Annotated in this window: 10 protein-coding genes and 1 tRNA gene; 4 read left to right on the forward strand and 7 right to left on the reverse strand. The window is 54.0% G+C overall.

Going from position 1 to position 15,625, the window contains the following annotated elements:
• Nucleotides 1–1,134 precede the first annotated feature (1,134 nt).
• Together GSQ86_RS08275 and GSQ86_RS08280 are read left to right on the forward strand one after the other, a co-directional pair.
• Nucleotides 1,135–3,732 carry a sensor histidine kinase gene (locus tag GSQ86_RS08275; RefSeq protein WP_158749499.1) on the forward strand — a complete coding sequence of 866 codons (2,598 nt, stop codon included), beginning with the start codon at nt 1,135–1,137 and terminating at the stop codon, nt 3,730–3,732.
• Nucleotides 3,729–4,361, forward strand: a complete 633-nt coding sequence (locus tag GSQ86_RS08280) for a response regulator transcription factor (protein WP_158749500.1) — start codon at nt 3,729–3,731, stop codon at nt 4,359–4,361. The genes GSQ86_RS08275 and GSQ86_RS08280 overlap by 4 nt, the downstream gene beginning before the upstream one ends.
• A 607-nt stretch (nt 4,362–4,968) precedes the next feature.
• On the opposite strand, the gene GSQ86_RS08285 is transcribed toward GSQ86_RS08280, so the two are convergent.
• The 3 genes from GSQ86_RS08285 to GSQ86_RS22960 form a co-directional block, all read right to left on the reverse strand.
• Nucleotides 4,969–5,055, reverse strand: a tRNA-Leu gene (locus GSQ86_RS08285).
• A gap of 137 nt (nt 5,056–5,192) precedes the next feature.
• The gene (locus GSQ86_RS08290) at nt 5,193–5,780 is read right to left on the reverse strand and encodes a LemA family protein (protein ID WP_371720453.1); all 588 of its coding nucleotides are present in this window, start codon (nt 5,778–5,780) and stop codon (nt 5,193–5,195) included.
• 62 nt (nt 5,781–5,842) lie between these two features.
• Nucleotides 5,843–6,637, reverse strand: a complete 795-nt coding sequence (locus GSQ86_RS22960) for a YgcG family protein (protein ID WP_158749501.1) — start codon at nt 6,635–6,637, stop codon at nt 5,843–5,845.
• Between the two features lie 64 nt (nt 6,638–6,701).
• Here GSQ86_RS22960 and GSQ86_RS08300 point away from each other — a divergent pair, with 64 nt between their 5' ends.
• Both GSQ86_RS08300 and GSQ86_RS08305 read left to right on the forward strand, forming a co-directional pair.
• On the forward strand, nt 6,702–7,274 hold the full coding sequence (locus GSQ86_RS08300) for a hypothetical protein (protein ID WP_158749502.1): 573 nt from the start codon (nt 6,702–6,704) through the stop codon (nt 7,272–7,274).
• Nucleotides 7,275–7,307: 33 nt separating this feature from the next.
• On the forward strand, nt 7,308–7,994 hold the full coding sequence (locus GSQ86_RS08305; RefSeq protein WP_158749503.1) for a M48 family peptidase: 687 nt from the start codon (nt 7,308–7,310) through the stop codon (nt 7,992–7,994).
• A gap of 6 nt (nt 7,995–8,000) precedes the next feature.
• Here the strand turns inward: GSQ86_RS08305 and GSQ86_RS23350 are convergent, their stop codons facing one another.
• From GSQ86_RS23350 to GSQ86_RS08320, 4 genes are all read right to left on the reverse strand, one after another.
• Complete coding sequence (locus GSQ86_RS23350) at nt 8,001–10,382, reverse strand: exo-beta-N-acetylmuramidase NamZ domain-containing protein (RefSeq protein WP_254062230.1); 2,382 nt, start codon at nt 10,380–10,382, stop codon at nt 8,001–8,003.
• Nucleotides 10,383–10,388: 6 nt separating this feature from the next.
• Nucleotides 10,389–11,891: a sodium:solute symporter gene (locus GSQ86_RS23355; RefSeq protein ID WP_254062231.1), complete on the reverse strand. Its 1,503-nt coding sequence runs from the start codon at nt 11,889–11,891 to the stop codon at nt 10,389–10,391.
• A gap of 16 nt (nt 11,892–11,907) precedes the next feature.
• On the reverse strand, nt 11,908–13,989 hold the full coding sequence (locus tag GSQ86_RS08315; RefSeq protein ID WP_254062232.1) for a glycoside hydrolase family 20 zincin-like fold domain-containing protein: 2,082 nt from the start codon (nt 13,987–13,989) through the stop codon (nt 11,908–11,910).
• A 112-nt stretch (nt 13,990–14,101) separates the two neighbouring features.
• Nucleotides 14,102–15,625: a YncE family protein gene (locus GSQ86_RS08320; protein WP_158749504.1), complete on the reverse strand. Its 1,524-nt coding sequence runs from the start codon at nt 15,623–15,625 to the stop codon at nt 14,102–14,104.

Below are 15,625 nucleotides of genomic sequence, written 5' to 3' on the forward strand. Positions count from 1 at the left end.
AGTCTGCTAATGGTCTTCAACTTATCGCTTTACTCACGTCCCATAAACCGCCATTCGGAGGATGGACCGATACTGCATTCGCCTGAGTGACTCATGGTTCTCTATCGTGAATTGGAAACCTGATAATCTTGCGGCCGAACATACGGGCATCAAGTGAGTACGCTCCAGGACCCAACACCCCTAGAGCCGCAGTAATCACTATCGAGATAATGATGGGGAATTCCGGCTGAGTTCCAGATCGGACAATTATGGCGAGTTCAATCAGGCAGCTGACTGTTGATGTGTAGGGAGTAAGAATACCGAGGCATAATGCGCCCGCTGGCAACGCAAGAATGACGACGGTTCTTGTCAAGGTAGCGAAGAGGGACTGTCGCCAACCGCACTCCAACAGAGCGGCGGCAGAGGCAAGCCTCAGGATTAGTAACGCAATGCCCGCCGCTCCTGCCGGAAACATAGAGAAGAGTCTCTGCACGGTCTGGAGGCTAACCATCTTCCAGTTGGGTCGCAATGCCAAAGGAGGGATACCGGGGCAGTTCTTTAGGAGGAGCAGAATTGTTGGCATCCGGAGTATCCTAAAACTCCCGGTCCTCCACACAAGCGGATACTATGGCTCTGACATTGCGTCAAAAGACACCTACAGCCGCGATCATTGTGAACCCGTCCCGATGTAGCTTTGTCGTCACACCGATCTACATCTCGAGTTCTCAAAAAACCGGGCGACACATTCGGGTGCTGTGGCCGACTTTATTTGCTCTGCTTCTATGTACTCCATTGTTCGCAATCGACCGGGATCGAAGGATTGATCAGATTTATCACACAAGCTGGACTCCTGAAAATGGAGTTCCTGAAAGTATTCGATCGATGGCGCAAACGTCTGACGGATTCTTATGGCTAGGAGCTCCGAAAGGATTGTTTCGGTTCGATGGAGAGCGGTTTGAGCGTTATCGACCACTCTCCGGGCCAGACTTCCCCCGAACGAACATTCTCTCTCTTCTCGCAACGCCAGATGGAGGTCTATGGGTCAGCTTTGATCGGACGATCGGTTTTCTAAAAGACGGAAGAGTCACTTATTACGGTCCTGAAGATGGGTTCCCGAAAGGGCGGACGAAGCAATTTGTGAGAGATCGGCGAGGAATGATCTGGGCAGTCAGAACGGACGGATTGGCAAGATTCAACGGTTCTCGCTGGAATCAAATTGCGAGCGACTGGAACGTCAATGGAGACTGTTATTCCGCCTACGCGGATTCTTCAGGAACTTTATGGGTCAGCACCGAACGCGGAGTGATCTTTCTACGTGAGGGAGAAACCAGGTTTCGAGAGGCGAGCGATTCGCATACAGTTGGCGGAAGCATGGCCCAGGCCAGGAACGGTGAGATGTGGATCGCGCAGACAGAGCGATCGGTTCATGCTGTTCCTGTTCTGTGGCAGACTGCGGGAAAACAGCGACACTCGGAGATTCGTGTAGGCTCGGATGCCATTTTGATCGACAATCAGGGCAGCTTGTGGATCACGACGCTCGGTGATGGCCTGCGCCGTGTCCCCTTTCCCGAACACCTCAACGGTCCGGATATCTCTGAGTTTGGTACCGAGATTGAGGCGTTTACACACGCTCAGGGCCTGACTAACGACTATGTACGATGCATCTTGCAGGACTTCGAAGGAAATATATGGGTCGGAACCAGTGAAGGCCTGGATCGATTTCGACAAGGGGCCTTCACCCCGGTCGCGCTGCCATCAGGCACTATCGGTTTGTCCCTTGTTGCGCGCGACAGCGGCGAGGTCTGGGTAGCAGCAATCAATCGTGGTCCCATGCGTATCGTGGACGGGAAATTCAATACGGAAGGACTGCCAAAGCATCTGGTCTTTTGTATTTTTCAGGATCGACAAGCAACCATTTGGATGGGCTCTCATCGAAAGCTCTTCCGTTTTAGGCACGGCCGGGTTGGGAAGCAACCGGAAGAAGTTGCTACACCCGGAACGTCGCCAGTCGCTATTGCCGAGGACTTATCCCAGAGGCTGTGGGTTAATGTGGCCGATCAGGGATTGATGCGAGTGGAAGATGGCAAGTGGCAGTCTCTCGAAAGCATGGGCGGACCTAAGCTCGTATCTTCAAACGCATCCGAGGCTGCGGATGGGACCATTTGGTTTGGTTCTGCGAATTCCACCATCGTAAAAATCGATGGAGATACAATTCATGTTTTTACTTCAAAGGACGGTATCCGGGCTGGAGATGTGAAATCCATTCAGCGCCGAGGTTCCGATGTCTGGGTTGGCGGGACTCGAGGCCTGGATTATTTTGACGGAAAACGTTTCAAGCCAGTGATTGCAGCAGAAGGAACGAGCTTCGAGGTAATCGAAGGAATGGTGGCCACGGCGGATAACGGATTGTGGTTTAGCGAAGACCGCGGGATCATCCACATTCCTCAGAACGAAGTTGAACAATTCAAGAAAGACCCGGAACATCTGGTGAGTTATCAACTCTTCGATGTTTTGGACGGTCTTCCAGCGACTGCGCAGCGTGGCGTGTTGGTTACACCGTCTGTGATCGAAGGGACTGACGGGAGGATTTGGTTCGCATTGAATCAGGGACTGGCTTGGATCGACCCGCATCACATTCCTCGAAACGCCATACCTCCAACTGTGTCGATTCAGTCGGTTGCTGCGGCGGGTCTTGTGAGCAGGCTGCCACCGTCGAAGTTGCCAGCCCACACCACAACCCTGCAGATAGCCTATACAGCGCCCAACCTCTCCATTCCTGAACGAGTCCGCTTTCGTTACAAGTTGGACGGACAGGAAAAGAATTGGAACGATGCAGGTCGACGCCGCGAAGCTTTCTACACCAACCTCGGTCCAGGACATTACAGCTTTCATGTGATCGCTTGTAACGATGATGGGGTGTGGAACGAGACAGGGACAACATGGAATTTCTTCATAGATCCTGCTTGGTACCAGACTCTCTGGTTCAAAATGTTGCTGGGACTGATTGCAATCGGACTGGCATGGATGCTCTACACTCTTCGGTTAAGACAGGCTACCGCCCAGATACAGGCACGTCTGGGAGAAAGACTCGAAGAGCGAGAGCGCATCGCTCGGGAACTGCATGACACTCTCATCCAGAGCGTCGATGGATTGATGCTGCGGATCCAGACTGCGCTGAGTGAGGCTGACCCCAAACGGAGTCGCCTGATGATCGAGAAAGCTCTTGATTCCGCTGACGAGGTAATGCTAGAAGGCCGCCAGCGCGTGCATGCGCTGCGTGCAGAAGCGACTACAGTCAACGAATTGTCAGAAGCGCTTGCCTCCTATGGTAGAGACCTTGCCGAAGATCACCCAGTTGAATTCTCGGTCGCGCTTCTAGGCTCGCCGAAATCCATTGGTGCGTTTGTGCGAGATGAAGCATACCGTATCGGACGAGAGGCATTGGGAAATGCATTTCAGCACGCCGGTGCGACCAAGGTCGAGGTTGAGGTCACTTACGACCACGCCATGGTTCACATGAGAGTCCGAGACAACGGCCGTGGCATCGATGAGCACACTCTGAATGGGGGCCGACCAGGTCATTGGGGTCTGCGTGGAATGCGTGAGAGAGCAAACGTCATAGGAGGCAAACTGGTCATATGGAGTCGTGCGGGCGTGGGAACGGAGATCGATCTGGAAATACCGGCAGATGTGGCCTACAAGAAAGTCTTTCCTGGTCTTAGTCTGCACTGGATGAAGAGGCTGATGCGATGAGCGGGGCAAGGAAGATCAGAATACTTGTCGTGGACGACCATCCGTTCCTGCGCGAGGGCATTGTCGGAGCAATCAATAGTCAAAGCGACATGGTTTTAATAGGCGAGGCCAGCAACGGACAGGAAGCCATCGAACAATTCCGCTTACATCGTCCTGACGTGACGCTGATGGACTTACAGATGCCCACGATGAATGGGACCGACGCAATCATCGCGATACGCGGCGAATTCCCGGCGGCTCGTGTCGTTGTCCTTACTGCGTACAAAGGAGACGTTCAAGCGTTGCGAGCCTTCAAAGCCGGAGCGGTTGGGTACCTGCTGAAGAATATGCTTCGCAAAGAACTATTGGATACTATTCGAATTGTCGATTCCGGACGACGGCGTATTCCACCCGAGATTGCAAGAGAACTTGGCGAGCACGTCGTCGATGACGAACTCAGCGAGCGCGAGATTGAAGTGCTGAAACTGATCTCAGCTGGAACATCAAACAAAATCATTGCGTCTCAGTTGTCTCTTGCGGAGACAACGATAAAGACCCACGTTCAAAATATCCTCCTCAAACTAGACGCAAACGACCGGACACACGCTGTTACGATCGCTATAAAACGCGGATATATAGACTTGGGATGAGTGACTTCACTGGGCGGAATCTACCTTCCGATCCAGTCTCGAGCTAAACAACAGAGCACTGAACGCATTATCGCCAAGTCACTCATAGTTTCCAGATCAGTAACGGGAAGTAGTCTTGTGTTTACTTACGATCGATCTTATTGAACTCTCATTTGGAGATATCAGGGCAATGCACCCATCGAGGTATCCGGATTGATCTGTGTCTTCGGCAAGTTGCCGAATAACCGGCTTCTCGTACAAGTGATTGCGGCCAATTGATTCGTTAAGGTTTTTCATTGGGTCACCCGTCGATCAGTGGCATAGATTTCGGCGAGAGTTGAGATTTGGGTGGACTTCTATTGATCGCAAATTCAGCGATGCCTGTAGCTGAATTCGAACAATGATCCGCAGCGCATTCCGTAATCGAGCGTAAACGAGCTAAATTTCGTGTAGGGCCGTGCCCGCTGCAAGAACGGATAAGTTCGTTCCGCATTGAAAATAAAGAGGATGCGCACTGTACCTGAATTTGTATCTAGATTTAAACGATTACGCCGAAGGACTCGCAGAAATAGCGCGTCTAAGTGTTCATTACGGTAAATAGATTGAACTACATAGCGTAATTGTAGGATGGTGCCCGGAGGGGGACTCGAACCCCCATGGGATTGCTCCCTGCGAATTTTAAGTCCGCTGCGTCTGCCGATTTCGCCATCCGGGCAAATTTTCTTCGCGAATCTTCTCATTTTAAATGATGTACATCCGCTGGCACTAGAGATGACACGGATCGAGGGCGATAGCGAACTTCGCCATCACCCTCGGTCCATCAAACATCGATTTTCCGGTGCTTAGGCTGGTCTAAAACTTTACGACCGGAGCCTGCTTTGAGGCCTCGCTAGCCTGAAAATATGCGTTGTCTGTCTGGAAGCCGGCCATCCCCGCCCAGATGCTGTTCGGAAACTGGCGGATGAAGGTGTTGTAATCCTGCAGTGTCTGATTGTAGCGACGCCGCTCTACGGCAATGCGATTTTCTGATCCCTCCAGCTGATCCTGAAGCTGAAGGAAATTCTGGTCTGCCTTCAAGTTTGGATAACTCTCAGAGAGCGCAAGCAGGCGGCCAAGTGCAGAATCCAGCTGCCCGTTCGCCGCAATTTTTCCCTGCGGATCGCGTGCATTCAGCAATGCAGAGCGTGCATTTGCGATATCGGAAAAGACGGTCTCCTCGTGTGTCGCATACCCCTTCACTGTGGACACAAGGTTTGGAATCAGGTCGGCTCGACGCTGCAATACTACGTCCACCTGCGACCATTGGGCGTGTACCGCCTCTTGCTTCGCCACCATTTGATTTTTCGCGCTAATATAACTGCCGAATACCAGCAGGAACGCCAAAAAAATTACAACCACCACTGCAATCGCAACCCACAACCCACGTCTCATCACGGGCATTTTTTCTCCTTGCTGGTTAACCTGTATCTCATCCAGAGATTACACGACCTAGTTCTTAACAACTACCAGTCTCCACCCGCACCACCACCACCGGTGCTACCGCCACCGAAGCCGCCAAATCCGCTGCCACCGCCATCTCCGCCGCCGAAACCACCACCACCACCCCAGCCACCGCCTCTTCCACCGCCGCCCAAAAACATTCCCAGCAAAAATCCCAGCAGACCCGAGCCCCCGGCTCGCGCCAGGAACAAGATAACCAGGAAAATGACGATGCCGAAAACAATGAGCTGCCCTAGACTCAGTCGAATCGCCTGCTGCTGCGCCTGCCCGCGCCTTTGCAGTGGTTGCAGGGTAACGCCGGCGTCGCTGGCAATGATCTGCGATATCTGGCCGACGGCCAGTGAAACGGCATCGTCGTAGTCTCCGCTTCGCAGATACGGAATCATCTGGCGTCCAATATCGCCCACTCTGGCATCCGTGAGAATCGACTCCAGACCATAACCGGTGGTAATCCACCTTTTGCGATCCTGCACCGCCAGCAGAACAAGAACACCTCGATCCTTCTGGCCGATCTTCCAGGCATCCCATAGCTGCACAGTAAAGTCTTCGATCGGCACACCCTCGAGTGTCTTGATCGTCACGACAGCAATCTGCGCGTGCGCCTGGTGGTCTACCTGTCCGCACAGTCGATTGACCTGCTGCTTTGTCGATGCTGAAAGCACATCGGCAAAGTCGCTGACATAATCAGTAGGTCGAGGTAGGTCCTTTACCGCTTCGGACCACGCGGAATGCGCCGTGGCAAAACAAATCCATACCAGGACTACGGCGCAAATTCCGCGTCTGAAGTGAGCCACCATCTGCCTTATTCTACTCGGTGGCTTGAGATCATCACGCAAGCTGCGCTGGAAAAGGTGCAAATCGATGAATAAGCATCTAAACTTTGCAGCTAAGGACAACACTATGCGCTGGCGCGTCGTTCTGGCTTTCACCATCCTCTTTCCTCTTCTGATCCTGCCGTCCTGGTCGCAGACAAAGAAAGACCCGCTGAACGACGACGAAGTCGATCAGGTTCGGGAATATGGCGACCGCCCGAATGAGCGCCTCAAGCTATTCGCAAAATTTATTGAGCAGCGCGTCACCGCGATCAAACAGCTCTCCAGCGATAAAAAAGTGGCATACCGCGGTGCGGAGCTGCGAGGCAAAATTGAAGAGTTCACACGGCTGGTCGACGAGCTGCAGGACAACCTTGACACCTATGACGAGCAGCACGCCGATATTCGCAAGGCACTGAAAGACCTTGTTCCGGAAATGGAAAAATGGGAACCGGTTCTTCACCTGCCTCCGACCAATCCTGACTACGATTTCGCACGCCAAACGGCGATTGAAGCAGCGAAGAGCGTGGACGAGCAATCCAAAACGTTGCAAAAAGACCAGGATAAATATTTTGCCGAGCACAAAGATCAGGCAGGTAAGAACGGCACCGGCCCATCTTAATCGCAGCACGCGTTTATGCTAGTCTCAGCTTGAGTGCATTCAGAGCTTTCGCAACTTTTTGAAGAGGAATACCGCGCCATTCGCCCACGCGCGCCCATTCCTGCCATGCAGATTCGCTTTTACCGGTTTACCAGCCTCAACACAACGATTCGCCTGCGAGAAGGGCAACTGAAGGTGCATCTTTCCGATTTGCTGGAAGGCGCGCCCGAGTCCGTGCTGCGAGCGATTGCCCACATCCTGCTCGCCAAGTTGTACCGTAAGCCGCTCGATGCCTCTCACTCCGCCCGTTACCGTCGGTTTGTTTCAAGCGATGCCGTGATGCGGCAAACTGAACGGATCCGCCAGATGCGCGGACGAAAGAAAATCTCTACCGCAAAGGGCGATTATTACGATCTGGATGAGGTCTTCGAGACGCTGAACCGTCAGTTCTTCCATGGCCTGCTGGGGCGCCCGTTACTGACCTGGAGCGAGCACAAGGCACGCCGTCTCCTCGGCCACTACGACGCAGCGCATAACACCATCATGATCAGCCGCGTCTTCGACCGCCGTAACACTCCACGGTATGCGATTGAATATCTGATGTACCACGAGATGCTGCATCTCAAGCACCCGGTTAGAGTACGCGGAGGTCGCCGCTGTATACATCCCAGGGAGTTTCAAGCTGACGAAAAGCTTTTCCCGGAGCTCGAACAGGCCAAAGCCTATCTCAAGCTACTGTAGTGGGATTCAATACAGCAGCGCCTCTTTCTTCTTCAGCTCAAACGCCTGCAGCGAATCTCGCCAGTCATCGGCAATTCTCGATGGATCGACACCCTTCATAAGCTGTTCCAGAACAGACTGATTCGCGAGCAGCGTCTTGATGTGTTCAAGTTTGTAGTCCTGCGGATAAAGCTTGTGCAGTGCCGCGGCAATCTCAATTCCCAGTTGAGGCGCATCGAGTACATTCCGATCCACCACCAGAATGCGCACGCCATGACAAGCCTGACCCGCATAGGGATAAGGCTTCTGCGGCGTGAAATCTATGGGCACAAAGCGCACACCGGGCAGGAAACGCTTGTTTAGATACCGCGCCAGATTGCGGCCGTCCATCCAGGGCGCGCCAAAAATCTCGAAGGGTGTATCAGTCCCCCGCCCTACGGAGATGTTCGTTGTCTCAACAAGGCCCAGAGCAGGATAAATCTCCGCTTCCTCTAAGTCCCGCAGATTCGGGGATGGGTTGATCCACGTCAGCCCGGTCGAGTCATACCAGTCGCCGCGCTGCCAGTTCTGCATCTTCACCACAGTAAGAGACGCGCGCAGCTTGCGCTGCTGATTAAAGTATCGCGCAAGCTCCCCCATCGTCATGCCATGCCGCACAGGCAGCGGCATGTAATGCACGTAACTTTCATCGCCGATATCCGAGAGCGGCCCCTGCGCGAAGGCGCCATTGATAGGATTCGGTCTGTCGAGCAAGACAATTTTCGTTCCCGTCTTCGCCGCAGCTTCCAGAAAATAGCCGACGACACTTTCGTAGGTGTAGAAGCGCACACCGGCGTCCTGCAGGTCGATCACTACAGCATCCAGATCACGCAAAGAATCGGGCGATGGCCGCCGCTGAGCATCGGTCGCGCCATACAGGCTTACCACTGGCAGCCCGGTGGCTGGATCCGTCGCATTCCCGATGTTCTCCGTATCCTGAGAACCGGCTATGCCATGTTCTGGACTGAAGAGCGTCTTCAACTCAATGCCCTCAGCGTGCGCAAGAACATCGATCGTTCTGCGCCCTTCCATATCCACGCCGGTCTGATTTGTCAGCAATCCGATCCGAAGATTCTCTCTATGCTCTTTGACAAGCGCATGAAGTTCGGCGAAGTGATCGGCCTCGAGCACATCGATGCCGGTCTTGACCTCGCCATTGCGGGCAATCCAGTGACGCATGCCGCTTAGTGATTCGTTATAGCCGGTGAGCCGTGCTGAAAGCTTCCCCTGATCGGGGACAATTCCAAGACCAACTGCCGCCGCACTGGCAATGCTAGCCCGCAGCGCTACGGTGCTCTTTCCTCCATTCGGATGGACCGCGTTCGCCAGCACAACTACATAAGTATCGGAAGATGGATCAATCCAAAGCGAAGTTCCCGTAAAGCCAGTGTGCCCAAAAGAACCGACAGGAAATATCTCGCCGCGATTACTCGAATATGGCGTCTCGATATCCCATCCGAAACCGCGCAACGCTGTGCCGGTAGCTGGCTGTTCCGGGGTCACCATCTTTTCAAGCACGCCCCGCGATACTGGAAACCGGCTCGGCTTCCCGGCAAGGCGATCGAGCAGGCTCTGCGCATAGACAGCGACATCATCGGCGTTACTGAAGAGTCCCGCATGTCCAGCTACCCCACCCATCCGTCGTGATGTTGGATCGTGCACCACGCCGCGCAACATAACGCCATACTCATATTGCGTCGGAGCGATTCGTTCGCGCCACTCGGCCGGAGGCATATAGCGAGTGTGCCGCAAGCCCAGCGGCGCAATGATATTTCGCTGTACATACTCGTCTTCCGGCATGCCGGAAAGTTTTTCCACCAGCGCACCCAACACAATGAAGTTGATATCGCTGTACACAAAGCGAACGCCTGCCGGAGTCGCTGGCGCAATGGCAAAAGCTCGCCGAAACGCCTCAGCTTTTCCCTCCCACGGCTCTTCCAGAGATAAATCGGGAGGCAGTCCCGAGTAATGGGTCAGCAGTTGACGGATGGTGATGTCTTCTTTTCCATTCGCAGCAAACTCCGGCAGGTATTTCGCAACCGGATCATTGAACCGGAACTTGCCTTGTTCAAAGAGCTGCATCACAGCGGTCGCTGTCATTAGAGGCTTGGTCAGCGAAGCCATGTCGAAGATCGTATCGACAGTCATCGGCTCGTGGTCCGGCTCCAGCGACCGCTCGCCATAGGCCTTGCGAAAAACCACATGCCCGTTGTGACCAACTTCGACGACAGCCCCAGGTAACCGATGTTCAGCAATCGCCTGATTCACCAGTGTGTCGATTGGAGAAAAATTGCCCTTCTGCGCATCTGCCAGGCTGCACAGATATCCAAGCGACACAACAATCACCACGATCCGAAGACAGCTGGCCATTTTCACCTATGTATAGCTCCTCGTTCCCTGCCGACTTGTAAAAAGACTCATCAGGTATCCAACAATGAACGTAATCGCCGCGCCGATCGCGACATACCATGTCCACGCTATCTTCGGCATCAGCACGGAATATCCCAACAAACTCATATGAATTGGCCCGCTTTGTTGCCAGACCAGAAGGTTCACAACACAACCAACCAGTAACCCGATGATCGTTCCTGTTTCATTCGCGCGCTTTGTTACTGTCCCTAGCAGGAAGACGCCTAGCATCCCGCCCCAAAGTACAGAGGCGATGGACAGGCCGATCTCAAGTACATGTCCGCTGCCACGCGAGACGATCGCGAGCGCCAGAAGTACAGCGGCCCAACCCAGTGTCATCAGCCGCGAAAGCCGCGATTTGTGTGCTCCGCTCACATCCGGGCGTCGCAGCAGGTAGAAATCCACCATCGAAGTGGACGCCAGAGAATTCAGCGCAGCGCTTAAATTCGACATCGCCGCAGCAAGGATGGCGGCAATCATCAGCCCCGATATGCCAACAGGCATCTGCCGCACAATATATTGCGGAAAGATGCGGTCCGCGCTGGCCACATGCGGCGCAATACCGCTCTGGCCGTAGTACACATACAACCCCGCGCCGATAAAGAGAAAGAGCGTGAACTGTACAAAGATCACGACACCGCTCGAAAGCAGCGCCAGCCGCGACTCGCGAAGATTTTTCGCAACCAGCAGCCGCTGCACCATCAGTTGGTCGGTGCCATGGCTTGCCATCGTCAGGAAACATCCGCCAATCACGCCCGCCCAGAATGTATACGTCTGCGAGACAGACCAAGCGAAATGAAAGACCGTCAGTTTATGTGCTGCTGATGCCACGGAAATGAGCGTATGCGCTCCACCATCGATATGTGAGCAGATCGACCAGAGACTGACTATCGTGCCGATTACGTACAACCCCATCTGCAGCACGTCCGTCCAGATCACCGCCTTCATGCCGCCCTCAAAGGTATAAAGCAGCGTCAGAAGCGACAGAATCACAATCGATGCGATATCGCCGGTACCCAGGGCCACGCCTACCACAATGGCCACAGCAAACACACGCACCCCTTCAGCCGCTGCTCGCATGATCAGGAACAACAACGCAGTCAGCCGATGCAGCCGCGATCCGAAGCGCTGGCCTATCAGCTGATAGGCCGTCATCAGTTCGCCACGAAAATACTTTGGCAGAAATAAGAGGCAGATCACAATGCGACCCAGCAGATACCCAATCGCAATCTGTAGAAAACCGAAATCACCCGTAAACGCAATTCCCGGAACGCTGATGATGGTCAGCGTGCTCGTTTCTGCCGCAACGATGGAGAGAGCAATCGCCCACCACGGAATGTTGCGGTCAGCAAGAAAGTACGTCTTGATCGACCGATCACCCTGCTTGCGAAAACGCAGCCCAAACCAAGTGATGCCTGCCAGATAAAGGATGACGAGAATCAGATCGGCAGTGCGAAGTGGTATATGCATCAATCTCAGTTACAAATCATTTTGAAATGGAAACTTGTTCAATGCCGATTGATTCCGGCGTCGGCAGCGTGTGCAATGTAAGCCATTGCTGCCGTGCCATTCGTATTTTGTCCGCCCTGTTGATCCACAGTTGCATGGAAACATCGTATTGCGCCAACACATTGTCCAGCCAGAAGGGGCGGTTCTCTTTCAACCACGCAGTCTGGAACATGTCGCGAATATAGCCGTAACCATCGCGAAGATCCTGGCAGCGGCCGTTCACGCCGGAAATCTCAAACAGGTCCCGCGACATGTGCTTGCGGATCTCCGGGTCTTCCCTGCCTCGATACAACTTCAAATATCCATCAGCAATGTCGCCGGCAGTCTGAAACTTGAAGGCAAGAAAGTCCATGCGGCGCGCTCCCATTTCCATCGCGTCTACCGCCTCCGGCTCCCGCAGGTCTGTCGCCTGCCGCGCCTGCGCAATCAGGGTCAGAGCACGCTCGGCATGTTGCCTCACTTCTTCAAGCGCAGGCTTGATTTTCGCTGCCGTCTCCTGCCCCTCAGCACTCCATGGATCCACCCAGAACATCGAGTCGCGAACATCGCTGACGCCGGTCTTCTGCATCGCCAGATGACCAGCAATCAATTCCATCTGCGCCTGGTCGAGATCGCCCGTGGCGTCGCCGTGAAAAACACTTCCATAATTTTTCTGGAATTCAGCAATGTCGCTGCTTCCCGCCTGCCATCCGGCGGCAGCACCGAAAAGAATGCCATACCAGTCCTCGGCAAACAACCCTTCGCCATCGTCATTCCAGATAGTATTCAGCATGCCGGTGCTTCCCGCTGCTTGCCCGGCGGCAACAAAGCCCTGAATATTCTTAAGCGCAATATCGTTGTTTGGATAAACGAGGCTCCAGTTGTTCACACCCGGCGCAACCCATGTCTCCATGCCGGCTTTCGTATAGGGATCGAGCCACTTACTGAAGTTGGCCTCTGGCTCATAGTGCCAGGCGACTGCAATCATGTCCTTCGGCAATCCGGTCACGAGTTGTGGATCGTTCATAGCCACATCACCCCAGAACAATAATCTCCGATGCAGCGGCGCCAGCTCAGTGTGGATCGCCTTCAAAAAATCCATATACACAGCACCAAGCCCACGCTGCTTCACCTCTTCCGCCGTCTTTCCCCTGCCTAATTCAAACGTCTCGTCTGCTCCGATATGCAGAAACGGCCCTGGAAATACTGAAGCCAATTCAGTAAACCATTGCTGAATCAGCTGCAAAGAACCAGTCTCGCCCGGAGCCAGCACCGCCCCACTCGGTACCTCGGCAAGATGTGCATATTGCTGCCAGGTCAATACGTGATGCAGGTGTCCAAAGGCTTCCTGCTCCGGCACGATGGTGACGTGGTACTGCTTCGCATATTCCACGAGTGCCTGCGCGTCTGCCTTCGAAATTGAACCTCCAGGAAGCGCAGGCAAAGGATTCGAGGCATACTGCATCGTGTTCTCAAAATATGGCGAATACACGTTGAGCTTGTAAGCTGCAAACGTGCGAATCTGCTTCTTTTGGAATTCGAGCGTCGGTACCGGTCCACGCGACAGATCGTCATGCACGCCTCGATACCGCATCGCAGGCCAGTCGCGAATCACGCATCCCTCAAAAACAGCCTTATCGCCAGATCCGCTGATCAATTGCTTCGCCGTCTGCGCACCATAAAAAATGCCGGTCGCCGAGTGCGCAATGACGTATACAGAATCTTTCGCCGTGAGAAGAATGTACCCTTCATCCTGCATCGCCGCATCGAGAGATTGTTTCTCCGCCGCCATCAGACGTTTGGCAGTCGCGGATTCATCCCGCATGAAGCGTATGCGCACGCCCTTGGACACGCGAGGAATCTTCCGCTCTTTCAGAAATCCCGCCAGATCGTCTACGGCAAAGGAATCGTCTGCTTCTTTGGATTCGGAAGCAACGGAGACACCATGTCCAAGCGAAAGATGATTACGGGATTGGAACTCGCGTGGTTCGGGAATGAGTGCTGGCCGCGTCGTCTGAGCAACCGCAGGCAGCGATACGCTCAACAAGAGGGTAAAAGTACAAAGCAGGGTCCTGATCAAGTGTCACATTCCCCGGGCAATGAAGTTTTGGCCTTCACATGGAAGGCCAAATCAAAAGCATATTGTTTCAGCGAACTACATCGACCGTGTCAGCAACGCCGAGCTCTGCACTTTACGGTGCGCCAGACCCAGCCGACCGGCTTTGCGTATTGTTATTTGCAGGAGCCGAAGTCGAGCTGCTTCCCGCATACTGCGTCGTAGTATGCAGATCCACGCCATTGCCCTGCAGGAGAATCGACGAGGAAACAATATTTGTATCCGTGCGGATGACCGTCAGATAAGGGCTGTCATTCGCAACGGTATAGACCTTACCAACCGGAGCATTGTAGGTGGAGGCAATAGAACGCGGATGTCCATTGACCGTCAACACCGACTGCACCGTGAAGCTCGAAAGATTGACCATCGTTACCGTGCCGTCACCTTCATCGGCAACAAAAGCGCGGCTGCCGTCCTGCAGTATCGTAACCGCCGCCGGATGGCTTCCAGTCGCAAGCTTTACTGTCGCAAGTACTTGTCCGAAGGTCGAAGTATCTGAATAACCATCTACCGGACCATTGATAGGAACGCTGATAACGCTGATCGAATCGTCATCGTAATTCGCCGTCACCAATAGGGACGAGGGAGCGTAGTAGTCGGCGTAGACCGGTCCTTTACCAATATTGATCGTCGCGTTCTTCATATACTGGCTTGCCGAATCCGTATCGAGCTGGTTTTTATTGCTGTCAATCACGGTAATGGTTCCGCTACCGCGATTGAGAATAAACGCGCGCCGTCCATCCGGAGTCATCAACCCATAAACGGGGCAAATGCCGACCGGAAGCTGGCTTGAGAGCGTGTTCGAGGTGACATCAATCCCGTCAGCCTCTCCATTTGTCGTCACTGATGAGGGTGTATCGCACTGTCCCCACGTCACTCCACTGCCGTTCGAGCTGTTGCCCTGGCTGATGCCATAAACCCGCTGCCCGCCCGCCGTGCCAATCACGTTTACCAGCGAAGGAGCTACTGGAATTTCCTGCTTCAGCGAAGCGACTCCGGATGTGTTATTCGTCAGCACGCCCACGGCTGCCTTGTTCCCCAGATCCACCGCCACAGGCTCAGCCACATATTCGCCGCCCGTCGTCACCAGCAAATTCGTCAACAATGTGTTGATGGCTCCGCCGGTGCTGGGATCCACAATGCTGGGCAGTGTAGTCGTCAGTACATTTTTTGACTGAAGCGTATTGCTCAGCGGAACTGTGCTAACCGTCCCATCGCAGTTCGTGCTGTAAGCTGTTGATCCTGAGGAATCCAGCGCGAATGTGAGCGGCCCCGTGCCAAGGGTGGCCTGTGCCATCACGCTATCGCCAGAAAAGTCGATCAGCGTCACAACACCCGGCGACGTAGCCACACCAGAGGAAACAAGAGTATTTGGGCAAGGAGTCGAAGCCCCAGGCTGGGGTACAGTCAAAGTCGGCTGTGAAAACGCAACTACATAACCCGAAGGCTGCGCTGCCGGACCAGTTGGCGTGACTGGCGTGACCACGGGGCGGTATTGATTGCCACATCCAGCTGACACACCTGCCAGGGCCACCAGGGCCCCGCAAACAAACCATGGGCGCTTAGGCCCGGTGACACTTCGCACTCTCAGATACCTCAT

The sequence above is a fragment of the Acidobacterium sp. S8 genome, from assembly GCF_009765985.1.
Taxonomy (GTDB): Bacteria; Acidobacteriota; Terriglobia; order Terriglobales; family Acidobacteriaceae; genus Alloacidobacterium.